Source organism: Candidatus Zixiibacteriota bacterium (assembly GCA_040753875.1).
GTDB lineage: Bacteria > Zixibacteria > MSB-5A5 > GN15 > FEB-12 > DATKJY01.
The window spans coordinates 1-19,684 of record JBFMDV010000032.1; the positions used below are offsets into that span (position 1 = coordinate 1).

11 protein-coding genes and 1 pseudogene are annotated in these 19,684 nt (G+C 51.9%); 3 read left to right on the forward strand and 9 right to left on the reverse strand.

Annotated elements, in window-relative coordinates; translation table 11 throughout:
- Positions 1–1,046: 1,046 nt before the first annotated feature.
- The 5 genes and pseudogenes from AB1644_11790 to AB1644_11810 form a co-directional block, all read right to left on the reverse strand.
- Positions 1,047–4,889: a T9SS type A sorting domain-containing protein gene (locus tag AB1644_11790; protein MEW6051724.1), complete on the reverse strand. Its 3,843-nt coding sequence runs from the start codon at positions 4,887–4,889 to the stop codon at positions 1,047–1,049.
- A gap of 101 nt (positions 4,890–4,990) precedes the next feature.
- A complete protein-coding gene (locus tag AB1644_11795; GenBank protein ID MEW6051725.1) occupies positions 4,991–5,218 on the reverse strand; it encodes an FISUMP domain-containing protein in 228 nt (75 codons plus the stop codon).
- Positions 5,219–5,294: 76 nt separating this feature from the next.
- Positions 5,295–5,762 (reverse strand): annotated as a pseudogene (locus AB1644_11800) (FISUMP domain-containing protein).
- 234 nt (positions 5,763–5,996) lie between these two features.
- Positions 5,997–6,887 (reverse strand): hypothetical protein, encoded by an 891-nt coding sequence (locus AB1644_11805; protein ID MEW6051726.1) that lies wholly within the window; start codon positions 6,885–6,887, stop codon positions 5,997–5,999.
- A gap of 17 nt (positions 6,888–6,904) precedes the next feature.
- Positions 6,905–7,096 carry a hypothetical protein gene (locus AB1644_11810; GenBank protein ID MEW6051727.1) on the reverse strand — a complete coding sequence of 64 codons (192 nt, stop codon included), beginning with the start codon at positions 7,094–7,096 and terminating at the stop codon, positions 6,905–6,907.
- A 181-nt stretch (positions 7,097–7,277) separates the two neighbouring features.
- Between AB1644_11810 and AB1644_11815 the strand changes: the two genes are divergently transcribed.
- Complete coding sequence (locus AB1644_11815; protein ID MEW6051728.1) at positions 7,278–10,643, forward strand: BTAD domain-containing putative transcriptional regulator; 3,366 nt, start codon at positions 7,278–7,280, stop codon at positions 10,641–10,643.
- Positions 10,644–10,834: 191 nt separating this feature from the next.
- Positions 10,835–11,794 carry an NAD(P)-dependent alcohol dehydrogenase gene (locus AB1644_11820; GenBank protein ID MEW6051729.1) on the forward strand — a complete coding sequence of 320 codons (960 nt, stop codon included), beginning with the start codon at positions 10,835–10,837 and terminating at the stop codon, positions 11,792–11,794.
- Positions 11,795–12,094: 300 nt separating this feature from the next.
- Here the strand turns inward: AB1644_11820 and AB1644_11825 are convergent, their stop codons facing one another.
- Both AB1644_11825 and AB1644_11830 read right to left on the reverse strand, forming a co-directional pair.
- Positions 12,095–12,604 carry a hypothetical protein gene (locus AB1644_11825; GenBank protein MEW6051730.1) on the reverse strand — a complete coding sequence of 170 codons (510 nt, stop codon included), beginning with the start codon at positions 12,602–12,604 and terminating at the stop codon, positions 12,095–12,097.
- On the reverse strand, positions 12,570–13,703 hold the full coding sequence (locus AB1644_11830) for an XRE family transcriptional regulator (GenBank protein MEW6051731.1): 1,134 nt from the start codon (positions 13,701–13,703) through the stop codon (positions 12,570–12,572). The genes AB1644_11825 and AB1644_11830 overlap by 35 nt, the downstream gene beginning before the upstream one ends.
- A gap of 548 nt (positions 13,704–14,251) precedes the next feature.
- Here AB1644_11830 and AB1644_11835 point away from each other — a divergent pair.
- On the forward strand, positions 14,252–17,224 hold the full coding sequence (locus AB1644_11835) for a FlgD immunoglobulin-like domain containing protein (protein MEW6051732.1): 2,973 nt from the start codon (positions 14,252–14,254) through the stop codon (positions 17,222–17,224).
- Between the two features lie 310 nt (positions 17,225–17,534).
- Here AB1644_11835 and AB1644_11840 read toward each other — a convergent pair whose 3' ends face one another.
- Both AB1644_11840 and AB1644_11845 read right to left on the reverse strand, forming a co-directional pair.
- Entirely contained in the window at positions 17,535–18,155 is a 621-nt protein-coding gene (locus AB1644_11840; GenBank protein MEW6051733.1) for a hemerythrin domain-containing protein, read from the reverse strand.
- On the reverse strand, positions 18,155–19,681 hold the full coding sequence (locus tag AB1644_11845; GenBank protein MEW6051734.1) for a cbb3-type cytochrome c oxidase subunit I: 1,527 nt from the start codon (positions 19,679–19,681) through the stop codon (positions 18,155–18,157). Before AB1644_11845 ends, AB1644_11840 begins: the two co-directional genes overlap by 1 nt.
- Positions 19,682–19,684: the final 3 nt, after the last annotated feature.

Consider the following 19,684-nt stretch of genomic DNA (forward strand, 5'->3'; position numbering starts at 1 on the left):
TGAAGGGCGGACCTGAGACTGATCACCGAGTCGCCAACTGCGGCCAGGTCCTCCTGAACTCCGCTCTCATGATACACCGGGGGCAAAAGCGGCGGCGCATCTGAACTTGTCTGAGCGCGAGCCACTCCAGATACGCCAAGTACGATGAATATCAAATTCAATGTTGTTCGAAATCTCATCAACAATTCTCCAAACTAAGGTGTAATTCACCGTGCCATAGAGCACAGCAACGCCTCCGATGCAAATAGGGGGCTAATCACGAAAATTTAGTCTGAAGAATCAGCAGCGAAGAACAGGCGATGTTAGAAGAAGACCTGTTGAAAAAGGATTGCTGGCAGTTATTAAATGTCTACTTGGCGGGGAGGTAACAAGATCCAATGAGAATAATGCTTGTACAGCGGACGCAGAAGCTACAGTCGCACCGCCAGGGTCGGAATGTCTGGATAAAACAATGCGGTCCAGGATCTGATGTCCGAGAGGTATGTCAATGCAGTTGGCACAATCATCATGGTGGTCATGACCGGGATTCTCGGCCCCGAGAGTACACGACCTCTCCGGCTCTCCACAACAGGGTTGGCAGGTCGATTCCACCTTTACATGACTATCCTCCCCGATACAAAGAACTCTCCCGGAGTTTTCGTGTGCAATTCCTGCAAGAAAAACGAAGCTCGTTAGAAGTATTGTGTATATCCTGATTCTCATACTCGGAACAATATCCTGCAAATCGTCAGGCCCTGGCTTAGTGAACAAGCCCAATCCACGTTAAACTACATTACGTCCCAAGAAGTTCCGCTATTTGAAAATCGCGTCGGCATAAACAACATCAACAGTCTCTAATTGCGTTCTGCGGCTGACGACTATCGTGGATTATTGTATTGTCTTGCAACGACTTCCATCGACCATCATATAGCTCACTCGGATCGCGAACTTGAAGCTCGCAAAAGTTTGGGGAGAGTGAGGTCGGGGCCGCCATAGACTTTGAAGGCCTCGGTGTACACCGAGGCCTTCACACTTTTCGTATGCTGTTGCCCGAGATCAGCGACGAATCACTTCAGTAGCAGCATCTTCTTCGTTTCAACATGAGTTCCGGCCTGGAATCGATAGAAGTAAACACCGGTGGAAACGGTCTCACCAGAAGAGCTGATTCCATCCCATAGGACCGAGTATGATCCAGCTGGTTCCTCGCAGTTTACCAATGTCCGCACTTTTTGGCCAATGACGTTATACACCTCGATAACGACATGGTTCCGTTCGGGCAAGCTGTATTCAATCGTCGTGACCGGATTGAACGGGTTCGGGTAGTTCTGCGACAGCTCGAATCGATAGGGCAGGATATCGCCATACTCGTCATCTTCGACGTCTGTTATGATCTGGGTCGTGAACGCGGCATAGACACCTGTGTGACTAACAGGTGCGTAGATCGTGTTCTGAACGGTGTCGACCATTCCGCCGATCAATGTCCATCCGGTTAGGGCATCAACCCAGTGATAGGCCGACAATGTCGCTTCACCTCCCAGGTACTGATCTCCCAGCTTCAGGTCGGCATCGTCGTAACGTATCACAATCTGGTTGGATCCGGTCAGGGGGTTATCAGGATACGCTGACAGACAATGCGCCTGTCCAGCCTGAACCGCGTTCTCATTCAGGCCGGTTCGGATGACCGGGTAAGGTGAAGACAGGATCATCGCTTTGGTCAAAGAAATGTTGGCTGAATCTAACTTGAATTCACTCTGCCCCTCGGCTCCAAAAAGCCAGATAAAAACCTGATCGTGGTCCACTGCGGTTGTGGTGTACTTATTGGGAACAAAGAATGTCTTTGAAGAATCATCGCTTGCCCAGAGCATGAACGAACCTGATATCCCCAAACTATCAGTTACGGTTGCAGAATAACCTTCTCCAGTGCCGGCAAGAGTATGGTCATAGCTCCCGCCATATGAAGGCCACAACTCCAAACTCGGATCTGCTGGGAACGGCTGAACCGCCATGATGTCGCAGGTTGCTCCGTCGGCGGTCAGCATTGCCTTGATGATAAAAGGATAATATCCCTGAACTTCATTCAACTCGATAGTGATGCTGTCTTCTGTGCTGTTTGCTGAGAACCTGTTGCCGACCTGGCTTACCCCTGATCCGTACGATTCGGCTATGCCATAGAGCCAACCTGTGGTGACGTATAGAGAAGAAGCATTTGATGGTGACGGGGCCACAGTCCCAAGGCTGTTTCCCTTGCTGGCAAGAATCTGGTAGCTGGCGTCTTTCACCCCCACAACCCAGGCACCGGACGCGTCTGATGATCGACCCTGTTCGATAATCCTCCCTGTTGCAACGTGTACGTCATTGAACAACTGGACATTGGCGTTATCGCCACCCGTTGAGTGGTGAACGGTAACATGCTTGTTGGAATAGCCTGCGACCTGCGGGGTAGCCGGATTCGGAAAGCGAATCATGCTCCCTACGTCGTAGTTAGGGTTGCTCAGGTCATTATTAGGACCGGGGAAGTAGACGCCTGGATTGCTTACCACACGCTCCAGCGTGTCGGCTGCATCAGGTTTCAGGATCGGTATAAACAGGTTGTCAGGTCCCTGCCGAACGGCTTCAACCCACCGCTCCAGATGATCCCAGCAGGAAAGCGCATGTACCCCCCACTGATTCGTGTTCCGACACCCGGCCAGCTCATAGCGGAAAGAGTTTGACATCTCTGACGACATCGAACCACCCCTTTCGTATTGATAATCCATGAAACCGTATCGAAAAACCGTTGTTGGTAAACAGCGAAGGGAATTGTCGGCAACATACTTGCCGCTGTCTTCGTTCCAAAACAGGTACTCGTCAAAGAAGTTGAGTGCATAATGTCCGAATTCATGGGCTTTGGTTCGATAATCCATCGATGGCACAACAAGGTTCAGCGGGTAAACGGCATCGGTGTGGTTTCGGGTGCGAGTGGAATCCCCCATCCAGATACGGGGCATGTCAATATAGTCGACTCCGTTTCGCAGAATACCGGCTGCTGAGGCACGTGGCCATTCCATGTTACTCGCCTTAACAAGAATATCCGCTTCCGAGGAGAAATTGCTGTTGTCGAATATGAACATTGTATCGAGGCGGATTTGGCCATCAGATACGTCATAAAGATAGTTTGACATGAATCTAAAGTTGTCTTCCAGCATCCAGAGGTATTCTTCGGTGGCTTCCCATTCCACCGACACCACGAGATTATAGCGAAGCTCCGTATGGTTGAGCACGATGTTCTGATCACCTGAAGTCAGGGTATCAAAATAAATATGACCGTCAGCGGCAAATCGGGTGTTGTCCAGGAGCACCGAGTACATCGTACTCAGAACATTCTGATGCTTTACCGCGGGGACGCTTTGGACATGTTTGGCTATCTTGAGGCTATCACCGACTACAAGAGTATCAGCATATAAATCAAGATCAACGCGAAACGAATCCGCGGAGATAGGAATAAGTTCCAGTTGACCTTTGTCATCCGTAGTAAAGCTGCCGAGAGTATCTTCGTCAAACCAGGGCGGATTATTCGTGACTTTAATCAAGTCGCACTCCACATTGGGGATGCTGTCATTTTTGGCGTCGCGGATTGTGAGGTGTTTAGTGCCCTCTACATACTTGATAGATATCATGGTATATGGCCAGCCGCCGGTATGATCGATAAAGGATACGAATACTGATCCGGAGTCGTCAACCGCCGCTTCGCTATACATGTCAGAAATACGTCCCTCGGCAACATCGAACTCCTCAATCCAAGTCAGATCGCCCAGGGAATCCACGCGTGCCGTGAAATACCCTTCTCTGGAGAAATTACCGTAAGAGCCAGTAGTGATAACATCATGACCATAGAGTTTAATATCAGTGACAGTGCACCAGACCAAGGCTGTATCGATCGCTGGTAGAATATCCACGGTCCACAGGGAAGTTCCCGAAGAATTGTATTTATCAACCTGTGAACCTCTGGCTGTGATTATCACTCCGCTATCGTCAACCAGTAACTCACGAATCCACATGGAGGCGTCCCGTCCCCATAGCAATCCACCGTCCCCCTGAAGCTTGTTGATCTTTGCGCCAGATTCAGGACGAATCGTCATAATTGCATTACTTTGATAATCTGCTGCCACGACCGTGAGATCATCGAAAGAATTTGCACCGTAATCGAACTCCCGCATCCAGGTCAGACTGCCGCCAGCGGCAAGTTTATATAGCCGGGCATTTCTATTATGAGTGACCCATGGGGAATTAGAGCAATAACCAGATAAGTATAGATTGCCGTCTGGAGAAAAGGCGAGACATTCAGGCCGGTCATCGTAATAATAATTCAGACTATCTGAGAACAGCTCAGATCCCGTATCATTATAACCTCTTACAACAATATCCGACTCGTAACCATGCCACCTTAGACTATCATCTACGTATCCATCGGCATTATAATATGAGTAAGCGACAAAGCAACTGCCAAATGAATTGTACTCAACCGTTCTCCCACCATAACCGTTCCAAACTTGGTTTATGACCGGAACTCCGCTGGAATTGAGTTTAACAAGCATGCCAAGCGTCTCACTCACATCCCACCTGGTACCTGTCATATATGTGTTGCCTGCCCGATCGATCTGTGCATCGACGATAACTCCTTGAGGGCTCAAATAATTCCATTGAAAGTTGCCGCTGGAATCATACTTCACGGCGGCGTAGCAGTCGCGCACACCATCCCAACCTCGGAATGCTGTATAACAGTTGCCATCGCTGTCAATGCCGACGGCCATAACCTGGTATGGAGCGAGTGGCGCATAAGTTCGTACCCAGGCTGTATCCATCAGGGCCTGCGCCGCTCCGGTAAACATAAGCCAGCCACAAAGTGCGATCAATAGTGTATTTCTTGTCATTGGCATCCTCACAAACGCACACTACTACTTGCGATATGTTATCTAGCACTTACTCATGCGGTCGCGACCGACGAGCATACCGATAAAACGCAGATAGCCGATCAGTCCTTTACGCACCGAACCGAATGGCCCGAAAACTTGTTGAGATTTCTGTCCGAAATATAATCGAACGCGTTATGCAGGCTGAAAACATAGGCACGGGAACTGGTGGTGGACTCTGTCGAAGTCCAGAAATATGCCTCCTGGTGGAGAGCGCCGAAATAGCCTTGGTAACCCCGCTCTCCTCCAGGAAGAGCTGTGAACCCAGTCTCGTTGGTGGCACCCCTCATTGGGACTGAACCAATAGGTAGTCCCTGTGTCTTTCAGCTGGCCACCCGCATTGGGAGCAAGGTACGAATTGAGAGCAATCCACTCACTCCGGGTCGGCACATGCCAACCATCGGGAGCAATATTCCGACTGTCGTTCACTGCATGCCAATTATACAGAAGCCCATAAATCGCGGCCGTATCATCGCTGTTGCTGTACCGGCAGAGTGCGCCCGTGGTAAGGCCTTCCCAGGTCATACCATCGGTTACGTCCGGTATTGGATCGCCGTTCCGATAATGTGTGACCTTAAGATTCTCAGCCATCCACACCTGGGTGCCGATAGTGACAGTCTGATAAACATTACCGTCGATATCTGTGACTGTAGTGGGTGTGGCCACCGTGGTAAATGACTGAGCACTGCCATAACCAGTCCCGACACTGTTGGTGGCATAGGCTCTTGCGTAGTAGGCAGTGCCGCCCACAAGTCCGACAATGGAACTGGTGAAACCTCCCGTCCCGGTTCCGTCAGTGGATTTGTTGTCGGCCAGCGTTGGGGTCGCATTCATACCCCAGCATACGCCGCGAGACGTGACCTCGGCTCCTCCATCAGATGTAACAGTTCCGCCGCACTCGGCGGTTGTCTCCGTTATCGCGCCGACAGCAGCGGTCGATACTGTCGGCGCCTTCGGCTGGGCAGGTCCCGTTCCATTGTCACTTGAGCAGGAATTCAGAATCAGCAGAACGACTGCCAGGATTCCCGAATATAGCCATGACTTGATTATTTGTGTCCTCCGCCGTATTCACCTGCTCAAAGGTTCAGTAATGGTAAAATTGTCCAACCCCGATCGGTCGTAGAAATTACCCTGCGGATCCATGAGGATCTGCACTTCGGTAATGTTGGTCATTATCGAATCCCATTGTGCCGAAGTTACATTCCAGCTAATTGCATCTAGGGGTGTTGAAAAGGTCGTCCACTCAGTGAGATAACTAGGGTACGGTACAGGATTGTTCTCAGCGACCAGCGTTCCCGAAATGATTATAATCTTACCATAGGTGGGGAGTTTTTCGCCGCCGTTGTTAACAGTATTCTTAAGATCAAAGCTGAGTGTTCCTCCGGAGTAGGCGGAGAGGTTACCCTTGAATTTGTCGGGCGCCAAGAACCCCCCCGGCATGGCTTCCCAATCCTCGAACTCTATGAATCCCCCCGGGTTACCGTTGCCGCTCTGGTAATACAATCCCCCGTTGCCGAACGCAATCCATCCCTCGGCATCAACGTCGAATGAGCTTCTTATTTGCAGTAAAGACACTGTGGTAAACGAGTCAGTGACGCCGTAGCCCGTCCCCGCATCGTTTATGGCATAGGCGCGCACATAGTATTTCGTGCCGGGGGTCAGGCCAGACAGAGAACTGGTATAACTTCCCGTCCCGGTTCCGTCGGTGGATTTGTTGTCGGCCAGCGTTGGGGTCGCATTCATACCCCAGCATACGCCGCGAGACGTGACCTCGGCTCCTCCATCAGATGTAACAGTTCCGCCGCACTCGGCGGTTGTCTCCGTTATCGCGCCGACAGCAGCGGTTGATACTGTCGGTGCCTTCGGCTGAACGGGTTCAGTAGCCTTGTCATTCGAGCAAGAACAGAGCAACGCCAGAGGCATCACTATGAATCCAAATAATGACAAGATTGTTCTCATCGCTTCCTCCTTTGTGGTTAGTTCAACCGCTGTCCGGCCCTTTTCTTGAGCCAGTCAAAAAGGTCCTTAAGGCTGTCAAAATGAAATTCGGCCGGACCGGAAAAACTGGTGGCTTTGCCGGCCCAGTCGTCACCGCGTCGAGCCATCTGCAATAGGACCTTTTCGACACGCGCAAATCGACTCCTGCCGGACGGCATTCGCGTCTTCATGGCGGCAGTATCGATTTGCGAATGACAGGCGAATGACAAAACAGGTCAATTTCTCTTCTTTTTTGTCCCTCATTGGATTATTATTCTGAGAGGTAGCCACGAAGGCAATTAATGAGGCATTCGCGGCTCCCACATGACACGAGCAAGTCTGCCACGCAGCCATGTTGTCTAGGGTAACCAGTTGGTAGTCAATGTCATAGAAAGCAAGTTGTCCGCTCCGAAACCACTAAGAAATGCAATAGAGCGCCGACTCCTGATTAAGTCTGTCGACGAGGCGAAGGATGCAAATCTCATCCTGTTAATCGCCCCGGCCGGATATGGTAAGACCACACTGGCGCAGCAGATTCTTGCCTCGAGGCCAAACTCCAGAAACGCTTGGTATCATCTCGACGACTCCGATGCCCACCCTGACCAGTTTATAGCCTATCTGGTCGCTGCCCTGCTGAGAGTGTTGCCGAAGTTGAACGCTACGTCGCCCGGATCGGACATCCGACAGACAATCGAAGATGTTTGCTTTGCGATCGAGCAGTACGAGGGGCCTCGTTCCTATCTCGTCCTTGACAATTGGGAGTGTGTAGATCATAACCGCGACATCGCCTCAATACTTCCGCTTCTTGCCCGGAGCGGCCGCGGTCGGTTGACTGTGATCATCGCTTCGAGAATCCCCCCTTCTTTCAAGACTCGAAGGGACCAGACTCGAGGCAGCATCTTGCGACTCGATGCCGCGCAGCTCGCGTTCAGCTTGCCCGAGTGCCAGGAGGCTTTGCGGCTGCGATTTGGACGGGATCTCGATGATGATGTGCTGGAGCGGTTCTGGAGAGAAACTTCGGGCTGGTGCGTTTCTGTCGGGTTGCTTCCCAGCACGCTTCCTCGAGACGGATTCGCTGCCGTCAGTCAGTCAAGTCTGTCGCCGACACACACGGGCGCTTTTCAGGAATACTTCACCGAGGAGGTGTATGAGTCACTGTCCCCTGATTTCGCCCGGTTTCTTTGTGAGACGTCGCTGTTTGATGTCCTGACTGCCGAGCGCTGCGCGGCGGTTGTTTCGACACCTGAAAGGGTGGAAGAGTCACTTGATGAGCTCAGTCGTTCGGCGATTCCGCATGTCGTGCTGGAACAGCCGGCACATTACCGTCTGCATGCGTTGGCAAAGCAAGCGTTTAGATCGCATCTGGCCGATATCGTGAAACCTGTGCAAGTTGCCGCTCTCTACCGCTCCACGTCCGAGCATTACCTCAAGGAGGGGTTGATCTTTGAGGCCATCGGCCTGCTCATGGAACTGGGAGACTATGATCGGGCTCTCGATCTGATGGACACAAAGTGGTCGGATTTGTACGGCCAGCACGGATGGATCAGAGTAAGGCAGTGGTTAGAGGCTCTACCTGCCGAATACCACAACCGGGCGGCATTTGTCAAAACTTACTCCAACGTACTCAATGTGTCAGGGGACAATAAGGGAGCGATTGCTTTTCTAAAGGACAAGTTATCACCCGAGCGATTCTCCAATGACATAGAGTCATTCGGCAGTCTCTGGGCAAACTACTGGTGGGCCCGCGTCAACACGGAGCCGGGTCCACACTACGACGCCGCCAAGAAAGACCATGACAGCCTGACTTCGGTCAGTCTCGGGTTCAGTCCGACCATGCTCGGCATATTCCAGAATACGCTCGGTATGGCTGCATATCTCGAACTCCGCCTGCGTGAGGCGATCGCACACGTGAGGAAAGCAGCCGAACTCGTTGAGGAACCCTATCTGCGTTTGAGAATCATCGCCAACCAAAATGAGGCGCTGTATTCTCACCTGTTGGGAGATTCTATCACGGCTTTGGACGATCTGAAGCAAGTTCGCGATGACTGCCATCGCATGGGTCTGCAGTCGCAAGTTCCGAAAATGTATATGCTGGAGGCCAATATTCATCTGGCTATGGGATACTACCGCGACGCGCTCCACGACATCGATCAATGCGTCGCCAGTATGAGAGAATTCGGCGGCTATAGCCTGCAGCTTGATATTTATGTTGGTCGCTTTCGGGGTATCGCTCTCTGGTATTTGGGGGACCGAGCCGAAGGGTTGCGGTTGTTGATGGCAGCCCAGGAACCGGCCAAGCAGTTCGGCGTCCTGACAGGCACTGAGGTGGCGCTTCTCTGCGAGTATTACAGTCTGTTGGATGGTCATCCGGAGCAGGTTGTGAGTGACCATGATATTCCCGATCGACACCAACCGAGTGAATGTCGTCTCATATACCTCGCCCTGAATGCCTTTAGATCCTTTCAAGGCAAGAGCTTCTCTGGGCTGAAACGGCGCGCAACCCAGATACGTGATTTGGCTACGAGTTGCGAAATGCCACAGTGGGTCGCCACCGGTTCATTCCTGCTGGCCATGTCTCCTACTCGGTCAGCAGACAATCAGCGTCTGAAAGACCTACTCCTACAAGCGCTTGGACTTCTTAAGAAACTCGGCTGGCGATCTTACCCAATGAGCAACAACACGATTACCTCCTTTGTCACAGCCAAAGCGACACGATTGGGTATAGATGCAACCTTAGTCGAACCACTTCTTTCAACCGGAACTGATATCGACCTCACGCCTGCCTTCGACGCCGAGTTGAAGGATAGCGCGCTCAGCGCAGAGGAGCGTATCCGACTTTGGGAGGCGGCTTCGCGTCTCTCAATACGTGGTTTGTCAACACACGCAAAAAGACACATGGCAACCGTAAACAAGAGAGAACTGCGCGCTCTACGCACGTATCATGAGCTCCTCGACCATTGCCCACTTCCTCCCTTGCATGTTGTCATGCTCGGCGGATTCTCCGTCAGTGCGAAGGGCCGAATAGTCCGTTTCAATCGGTCCAGTTCTCGACTGCTCTTCCAGCATCTTCTTGTTAACCACCCGCGAAAGATGCATGAAGAGGAGTTGATCGAATACCTCTGGCCGGAAACCGACCCCACCAAAAGCCGCGCTAGCCTTCGCACGACCGTCAAGGATCTGCGCAAGGCGCTCGACCCGTACGCGGTTCCACGAGGATCCTCCTATGTTGCCTATGCAGAACAGCATTACGGACTCGAATTGCCGCCCGAATCGCACGTTGACTACCTTGACTTCACCAACCTGATCCAGGCATGTGTCAGCAAGGAAGTGTTGAGTTCGGTCGCTATTAGTGATCGTATTGCCGAATTAAGATTAGCGCTGGAGACCTATCGGGGACCCCTATTGCCAATGCTTCCATATGAAGCATTTACGATCGAACCTCGAGAACAGCTGCAGGCACAGTACCAGCGTGGATCTCTGGAACTGGCGGAATTGCTGGCCGCCAACAAGTGCTTAGGGGAGGCCGGTACCGTGGTTGAAAGAGCGCTTGCCTATGATCAGTTGTGGACCGATGGTGTCCGGTTGTTATTGCAGATCTATGTTATGCAGAAAGAGTTTTTGAAGGCTATGCGGGTATATCGGAGTTATGAAAAGCGGTTACGGGAGGAGCTCGCCATAGCGCCCGATGAGGACATACGGGACTATTTTGATCTGATTATGAAATCTTCAATGGGATAGAGCGCTCGACCCGTTCTATTATTGGTGTGTCACACAGCCCTCGCCCGTCCTCGCGAGCGAGGCCCGGCACGAAAATACTTGTTTGAGAGGCATATTCGTCATATTGCTTCGCACGGGAATAAGTTATTAACTTTGACTTGAGTTGATACTATTGGGGGTAAGGAAGCTCGTCTAACCTCGGAGGAATTGTCTTGAAAGCAATCGTACGCACGAGATATGGATCGCCCGACATCCTGGAACTGAAAGAAGTCGACAAGCCTGTTCCGAAAGGACATCAAGTCTTGGTGAGGATCCATGCGGCGTCGGTGAACCCGCTTGACTGGCACATCCTGCGTGGCAAGCCGCTTCTTGTCCGATTTATGGGTTTTGGGTTTCCAAAGCCGAAACATCAGATACTTGGGGCCGACATGGCGGGCCGCGTAGAAGCGGTCGGCAGCGATGTAACTCGGTTTAAGGTAGGTGACGAAGTCTTCGGCGCAGGCATGGGCGGATTCGCAGAGTACGCGTGTCTTCGCGAAGACAGCTTAGTGCTAAAGCCGGCAGCTATGACCTTCGAACAGGCGGCGGCCGTACCGGTTGCGGGGCTGACGGCGTTGCAGGCTCTTCGTTATCGCGGGCGGGTGCAAGCGGGACAACAAGTATTGATCAACGGCGCGTCGGGTGGTGTGGGCACATTTGCGGTGCAGATTGCCAAGGCGCTCGGAGCTCACGTGACCGGCGTGTGCAGCGGGCGGAACCTGGAGATGGTGAGGTCAATTGATGCCGACGATGTGGTCGATTACACGAAAGAAGCGTTCTGGCGGAGTGGGAAGAAATATGCTCTGATCCTTGACAACGCGGTATACCATTCGATAGGTAACTCTCTGCGTGCCCTGACGCCAACCGGGATCTATGTTTTTGTCGGCGGCTCCACTGCCGGTTTCTTGCAGACGCTGATGCTCAAAGCTCTGTTTTCAAGGAAGGGGGGGCGCAGAGTTGTTTCGTTCATGGCAAGCGTGAATCAGACAGATTTGGCTCTCTTAAAGGGCCTTCTGGAAGCCGGCAAAGTCGTACCCGTCGTAGACAGGAAGTACTCTTTGAGCGAAACACCTCAGGCGATCCGATATGTTGAAGAAGGACACGCACGAGGAAAAGTGGTAATTGTTATCTGACGAGAGATAGCAGAAAAGGTACTCTCCTTGTCGCTAATCTTTGCTGTTCGCAAGTTACCGTTTTCCATCGACTTCCGCTGATTCGAGCATCGTGTAACCGAACCGAAGATTGGAAACACACGAAGGTTTGGGGAGAGTGAGGTCGGGGCCGCCATTGTAAGTCATTGACAATCAATTGCTTGCAGCGTAAGAAAAATTGCCGACATCGCTCTCCTCATACTCTAATCACAGCACCGGTCAGTCAGTCGTTGGCGCAACTACAATTAAATCATCTACAGGCGCACCCTCTGATTGGCAGTCTCAGGAACGCTTTATCTTCCTGATTTGTTGGCTAAACTCATCGACAATCTTCTGGGTGATGAACGGGTTAACCTTTGATATTTCTTGAGCAACCAAAATAGCGCGCGCTACAGTCAATTCACTTTGAGCAACCAGTATTTTCATGGGTTCGAGGCCCCATCGTACCTGTACTCCTTCGTTTTGACATTCCCGTCGCAGCGCTTTGTCGTTCGTGAGACAACACCAGCCGTGTGATTTCGCGAGAAGCAGAGTCTCATGGTCGTCATAGGCAAGGGGCCCCCGTTTCTCAGCAGCCTCAAGTGCCAATGCAATGTCTGGAATGACAATTTGGATGTGGATGCGGCGTGCCTGAGTTTCAGAGAGCTGCTTCACATTGTCGAGGGCGGCTTTACCGACATACACAGGCTGTACAGTTTGCGAGAAGAGCGACAGAATCGACAAGTCGGATTCGCAGTAGTCAATGAGGGCGCTGGAATCAACTATGAGAGACAGCTTCCAGTCTGTTTCCACTTTTTTCTTCTGCCCATGACGCGATTCTTTTCCGCATTTCGGGAAGCGGCAAGTCTAAGATCTCGCCCGCCCTGCTCTGAGTAATCTGCTGCTTCTCCACACCGACCCGCACGAGACGGTCAAGCCAATCAGTGACAAAATCCGACTGCTTGAGACCGTCCGGTTCAAAGGATTTCGGCTCCTTACCCGGATATCTCTGTTTGATGATTAATGGGATTTGGCTCCAGACCGTCACTTTGAGAATTCCTTGTTCGATCAGCCTATAGATGACCGCCTTGTAGCTGACGTGAAATATCCGTTTTACCTTGAGAATGCGGTTCCACGGGTCGAGACCATAGGTTTCCTGCCACTCCTGATCAAATCCGTTTTGTGGCATAAGGAAATGGCTTGCGAACTCGTCAGCTTCTTTCTCCTGCTTGTTGTCTTCCTCAACAATATCAACTTTGTAAGCGTCCAAGTGCATTACAAGATGGCCGAGTTCGTGAGCGGCGCTAAATATCCATCGTTCGACAGGAATGCGGTCCCACACGTTTACAACAATCGCCGGGCCGCCGTCAGCCTGGCCGACGGACATACCAAAGAACCCATCGGACGCGAGCTCGTAGGGAAGCACTTTTATGCCGTTGGCGGCCAATAGCCCGGTGATATCGTGAACCGGCTCCTTTGCGTTCAAGCCCATTCGCTCTCTGACCAATTCTGCCGCCAGTACTGATCGGCGTTTTGGTGAGACACCTTTGAGTTCGTCAGAAATACCCGAGAGGGCATATGCCACTTTCTGCTTCTGTTCCCCCAACAAATAATTGAAGTCCTCAAGCCACTTGGATACTCGTGCCAGAATATGATCTCTCCGTTTGAGCTTCTTCTGAGCACGGAATCTGACCGAGGATAGTTCTCTTACTGGGGAAAGTAACTCTTGTACACCGACCTCCATTGCTCCAGCAACTTTGTAGAGGGTGTCCATCCTGGGACTGCCTCTGCCAGACTCAATGTTAGAATAGGTCGGAAGTGAAATCTCCGCGCGCTTGGCCACTTCGAGTTGGGTTAGGCCGCGTTCGTGTCTAACTCTCTTAGCGTTTTTCGCTATCACAGCGGTTCTCATCGTACACCTCCTTTCAGCCTTAAAATATATATATCGACACGAAGTGTCAAGATATAAATCTCTCTATGTATAATTACAGAATTGGTAGATAAAATGTTCCAAAATATTCCGCAAATTGACTGGGTTCGCCATAGCTATGCCTCAGCCTCTGTGCGAAATATGGGACTTGTCTGGATAGAAATAACAGCCTAACTGACAGTTTTCCAACGTGTTCCGTCGACCATAGCATAGTGTAACCTGACAGGGAAGCTGAAGCTCACAAAAGTTTGGGGAGAGTGAGGTCGGGGCCGCTTTTTAAGACTACTTTAATCCTGTTTACTTCAAGCACTTTCCACTTTGTAAGCGGTGTCCACCGTAGCACGGGTTCCGAATTATCTTTGCAGAGACTTCCGGTTTTCCCCACTCGGTACCGGCCAATATCATTGACATAATGGACCGCATCAGTATATTTACCATTGCGACGGGTTCGCTCAAACACTTTGGTGTTGTGATCGCATACTTTGCCGCATAACGGGTTTGTTGATATAACCACTTAAGAAGGAGTGAGAATGTTGAGGCGTTTCATTTTGAAAATCGTGCGTTCCGCCGTCTTGGTCGCATGCACAGCAGGCATCGCGCTTTCTATTCAGAGCGAATGTCTTGCCCAGGGTTGCCTGGAGAATTTCTCCATCTACGGCCGAGTGGTGGAAGTGTCGGGGGACGGCAATGCGGCAATCCTGTCTACCGACCCAAATAACCGTGTCTTTGTTCATTACTCGCCGGCAAACGGCACTATACCTTGTCCCCTTCAGCGACAGGACTTCAACCGGACGGAGTCTTTGTCGCCTAACGGCCAGTTCTACGTGCAGGCTTATCAGGTGGTTGGCAACTGGCATATCTGGAGCTTGGGCGATTCCTCGCTAGTACCTTTGCAGAAGATCGATGATACGACCATTGATCAGCCCATTCGCATCACTAATGGTGGAAACGTGGTTGGCGCGTATGGGCGCTATTCCAGTTCGGGACAGCTTGTAGAAAACTGGTACTCGAGCGGGCTACAGGTTGTTGCAGCTTCGAATGACATTCAGACACTGGTGGCGGTAGAGGGAATTCCCAATTTGGGCGGTCTAAAGGTGTGGCGTCGGACCGGGGGAGGCGGCGACTTCGAACTAATCGAAGGAGTTCCCGACAGCTTCAGAATCTGGTCGGTCGTGGATATGTCTCCCAATGGTACCTATATATGTGGAGAAGCGGCTGTCTATGAAAACGATACCATCTTCGTGGATAAGCGTGCTTTTCGCTGGTCGGCTCCCGACAATTTCGTTCTCTTGAGCGGAAGTAACAGCCGAGCCGATTACGTAACTGATATTGGCTGGGTCTATGGGATTGTTGAAGACTACTATGAACCGGCTCGTTACGCAGCGGTTGTCTGGAAAGGGACATTGTTTGATTTGCTGCCAGAGATCCTGCCGAACTGCATCGGCCCGGATGTCGGGGACACCGATCCTTTCTTCGGGGGCGATTGGCAGCTCTTGGACGACGGTGAGTCAATTGCGACCAGCGACGGTATCGTCCGGCCAGGGGGGGGATGCCAGGCTACCATCCATTCGTCCTTCTCGCTTTCCGGTATGGTGCTCACGTCTGGGCAGACATTTCAATACAGCCTGATTATTGGCGGCGCTACATCAGTTTTACAGGTCTCATACAGCGATGATGGTGGTGCCACCTATGCGCCTTTCGGACAAGTCCAGGTATACTGCGGAGAAGCGGAGTTCTTGTCCAACCTTCCCGAAGTCTCGACTCAGGTCGACTCTGCGTACTTCAAATTCACCGGGACCGATGTCGAGCTAGTAGACGGACCGTTCACTATTCTGATTGCTCCGCCGGATCCTTGCGACAGCATCATCAACAATGCCTGGACGAATGCCGCAGGCGGTGCTTTCGAGGATGCGCCCAACTGGAGCTCCGGGGCACCGCCGGCCACAAATCATGTTGCGCAGTTAAGTACTGCCGGAGACTATACGGTTACCCTTTCCGCGAGCCGCACAATCGCGGCCCTGGAGAATGCTGAAGGCGAACACAGACTTGAGCTAGGCAATAGCACGCTTACGCTGCAATACGATACATACTGCCAACCGGCTTTGATGGTAAGTTCCGGCACACTTGTCTTTGATAGTGGCGCCGTTGTTATCTCAGGTACATCTATGGTTGATGACACGAACAGTGTTGCCGGATTGAAGATCACAAACAGCGCTTCGGTTCAGTTCAATGATCGATTTGACGTCGCTGAGAATGGGAGCGGCGAGCTGGTGATAGACTCAGGGGGGGTGGTATTCGGCACTGCGCAGACTGAAAGTAATCTGTATGTCGCCGAGGTCGAACCGGGTACTCGGGGATCGGTCACGCTCAATGGAAGCGGCTCATCTTTGCACACTTTGGGAACTCTTGCTATTGGCGGAGCCGGAAATGGTGTCCTGACTGTTAGCGACGGCGCAGGGGTGTTCGATGTACAAAGCCTCCAGGTCTACGGAGGAGACTCTGCCGAAGTGAGAGTCGACGGTTCGGGCTCCTCAGTTGAGGCGGGTACGATTTCTCTTTACGCAAACTCGCAGGCGTTACTGGCAGCAACAAACGGTGGAGCTATTGCCTGTGACTTGCTTGTGCTCGGCGTGAATGCGTTGGTCGAGGGACCGGTTCTGGCAATCACTACAGTTACACCGCCTGGCACACAATCAAGGTCGGCATCGAGGATTTCTGAGCCTGGCATTTACTCGGATAGCGTCTTCCTGTTTGAAGGTGCTACAGTTGCTACCGATGACTTTGCGCTGGGTATAGGCGGATTTCTTGGACTGCAGGGTCCTTACTTCGGGGACCTTGTCAATGGCGGTACGCTGAGTCCCGGGGGAGTAACGGAATCCGCCGGTGGATCGAACGTGATCGGAAACTACACTCAAACTGGTACTGGAGCCCTTGAAATAGAACTGGGCGGCTTGACACCGGGAATTGAGCACGATGCTCTGTTCGTTGATGGCGCGGTTGAACTCGATGGCGAAATTCAAGTGAAGAGGCTCTTCGGCTATACTCCTCAGCTCGGTGACGTCTTTGAGATCTTGACCGGACTTGCCATTTCCGGGGAATTCGATACCATCATCGTTGCCAACAATGAGGTTGAGTACGAAGCCACATATGAAGAGAACAGAGTGTTGCTGACGGTGATTGCTTTGAATCCAACCAGTATTGATGATGAGTCGAACAACCTTCCAAATGCATTCTCATTGGCACAGAATTATCCAAATCCGTTTAATCCCACCACTACTATCAGCTTCAGTTTACCCAGAGCTTCGGATGTGAAAATCGAAATCTTCAACATCGTGGGCCAACGGATTGCTTCGCTGATTGGTGGGACCATGCAAGCAGGTGAGCATCATGTCGAATGGGATGGCCAGACCGACAGCGGGCAATCAGCCGCTACAGGCGTCTATTTCTACAGGCTTCAGGCGGGTAATCTGATAGATACCAAGAAAATGTTGCTTCTCAAGTAAGCAGCCCTTTGATCCCGATTATCACGGGCGGGTCTTTTGCCCAGCCCTTTTCCTTGGTTAAGCCATTATCTTCCAACGAGTACCGCTGTTTGTGGAGTATGTTGTTTTCACCGAAAAAACGAACTCCACAATAGTTTGGGGAGAGTGAGGTCGGGGCCGCCAGTTCCGTATTTCATGGTCTCACCGTAAGTTGCGATGTGAGTTCGATTCTCAAACATCAAATTCCGAACGCCTCATAGTCGTCGGCGCGACGCGGTTACTTGATGCTGATCTGCCATGAGTTCCTCTGAATAACCGGCCTCGGCGCGACTCATTCACGGCCCCCACAATCATGACAGGCAGATGCCGAGACGAAGTCACATTTGTTAGATTGATCGGGGCAATACTTGCGAAATAGCCGATCAACACGCTTCTCCCATAGTGTCTTGTGTGTTGCCGGCTGAACACACATGTATTCTGCAAGTCCGTCTTTTCGAATTAGTACTCTCTCAGCGAGCGGAAAGTACAGATGGTTTTCGTCACAAATGTGGATAGCGAGGAGAGTTTGAAATGCTTTCGCATTATCGATGAATCTTCGCCGCCATCCTCTCCGCTCAGCTCGGGCATCCTTCAATGCATGCTTCATCTCGCACACGAAGAGGCGACCCAAAAGATGCTGAATCCCCAATCTCTCTTGCATGCGCTTAAGTTGCCGATTTGCTGTTCGTTCCACTGCCGGGAACAGCAGTTCTTCTTCGCTGTGATGATGAATCTTGTCGCCATATTCGCTGAAGAACCGGACTATCGTTTCGAGATATCCTGAAGGGACCAGGTGCCGACCGGCGAGACACTTTCGCATTGACTCAAGAGTCGACAAACTGGCCGTGATATGTTGGTGTTCTTCGACAAGCATCTGGATGAGAGTCTTGCGGTGCTCGGGCAACCTGTTCATCACGCTTCCTCCTGTATACGGGGAGTCGGTACATTGGCGTAGGCAAACTCTCCAACAGCATCCGGCACCACCTCATGAGGTCGTGACACTCCACCCAAAGTGCTCCGTGCCAATAGCCATATCGCACCGAGCAGGCCTGTCATGAGAACGACGGCACCAGCGGTTGATACCTTATGCATCATTTCGAATTGCGCCGGGTAGACGCTTAGTGCTTTTGGCAATCCACCCAGACCGTTGACGAGCATAGGGAAGTACGTAGTCATGATCCCGATGACGATGCAGATGGCGACTGCACGTCCGGCACGAGGTGAAATGGTCCTTTGCATGATGACCGGCCACCAGTGGAAGAGGCCGGTCAGAAAAGAGAGGAAAACGAGGCCAAGGGCGATCAGGTGAAGATGACCGGTTGTCGTATAGCTGTCATGTAACATCAATCCAGTCGAGGGTATGGCGAGCATAATCCCCGCGAAGCCGCCTATGACGACGAAAATAGTCTGTAGCCCCGTAATGAGAATAGGGACTGATTTCCAACTTCTCACGCGAGACAACATGATGAACCAGCTGAGGAGTATCAGCGAGATCGGGACGACGGTAAGCAAACTAAACAGACTGCCAGCCAGAGCCAGCGGCTCTGAATCTGTCGTGACAAGCAAGTGCCTTCCCCACGCGATGAGACTGAACTGTCCCAGCATGATTCCGGCAACAATTAGTGCGCGGCGAGCAAACAGGACCGTGCCGGTGCGGGCAGCAAGTACCTCAAACGTAATCCCCAGTGCCGGCAGGAGAGTTGCAGAGGTGGCAGGACCGGCGTAAGCCCAAAACAGGTGTTGGTATTGAATGATGCCGTCACCTTCCAACAGCGAAAAAACAGGCGTCAGGCCGAAATGTTGAGAAGACAGCATGGTCAATGTGAAGAGGCGGATCGGGCTGACAATCAATACCACCAGTGATGAAACCAAGAAGAACCAAGCCAATATCGGGAGCTTCGACATAGGCAAAGTCCGATGCTTGCGGGATAGAATGGTCCGAGCAACCACGCAGTTGACTATCAAAGTCGACGCTGCTACAAAAAACAGGCCGGCTATGAGCAGCTGGTACGTGCCGGTGGCGACAGAAGGTATGGTCATTGTCCAACCCGTGTCATAGGCGCCCAATTCAACCGCAACCACGACCGCGGTGGAGCCTAAGAGATGCACGATCCAACCGACCATGTTCCATCTTGGCATCGCCATGTCTCGCGCGCCGACAGCCGACGGCAGGACAAAGTTGCCAATGACTGCCGGAATGAGAGGGATTAGCACGACGAAGGTCATCACTACCCCGTGCTGAGTTAGAATGTGCCCGAAGAACTGGCCGCTGAACAGGGTCGACGAAGCGCCCCATAGTTCAAGCTGCATGACCAGAGCTGCCGATGCGCCGACAAGCACGAACGCTCCAAACGTGAGCAAGTAGAGCAATGCGACTCTTTGTGAGTTGGCTGTTATCAGCCAGTTCACGAGATTCTTCCCGGATTGCCTTAACTGCATGGC

Coding starts and splice junctions, on each gene's coding strand:
- AB1644_11845 (MEW6051734.1), bottom strand. CDS start 19,681: ATGCAGTTAAGGCAATCCGGGAAGAATCTCGTGAACTGGCTGATAACA.
- AB1644_11840 (MEW6051733.1), bottom strand. CDS start 18,155: ATGAACAGGTTGCCCGAGCACCGCAAGACTCTCATCCAGATGCTTGTC.
- AB1644_11795 (MEW6051725.1), bottom strand. CDS start 5,218: ATGAGGGGTGCCACCAACGAGACTGGGTTCACAGCTCTTCCTGGAGGA.
- AB1644_11830 (MEW6051731.1), bottom strand. CDS start 13,703: ATGAGAACCGCTGTGATAGCGAAAAACGCTAAGAGAGTTAGACACGAA.
- AB1644_11810 (MEW6051727.1), bottom strand. CDS start 7,096: ATGAAGACGCGAATGCCGTCCGGCAGGAGTCGATTTGCGCGTGTCGAA.
- AB1644_11790 (MEW6051724.1), bottom strand. CDS start 4,889: ATGACAAGAAATACACTATTGATCGCACTTTGTGGCTGGCTTATGTTT.
- AB1644_11835 (MEW6051732.1), top strand. CDS start 14,252: ATGTTGAGGCGTTTCATTTTGAAAATCGTGCGTTCCGCCGTCTTGGTC.
- AB1644_11805 (MEW6051726.1), bottom strand. CDS start 6,887: ATGAGAACAATCTTGTCATTATTTGGATTCATAGTGATGCCTCTGGCG.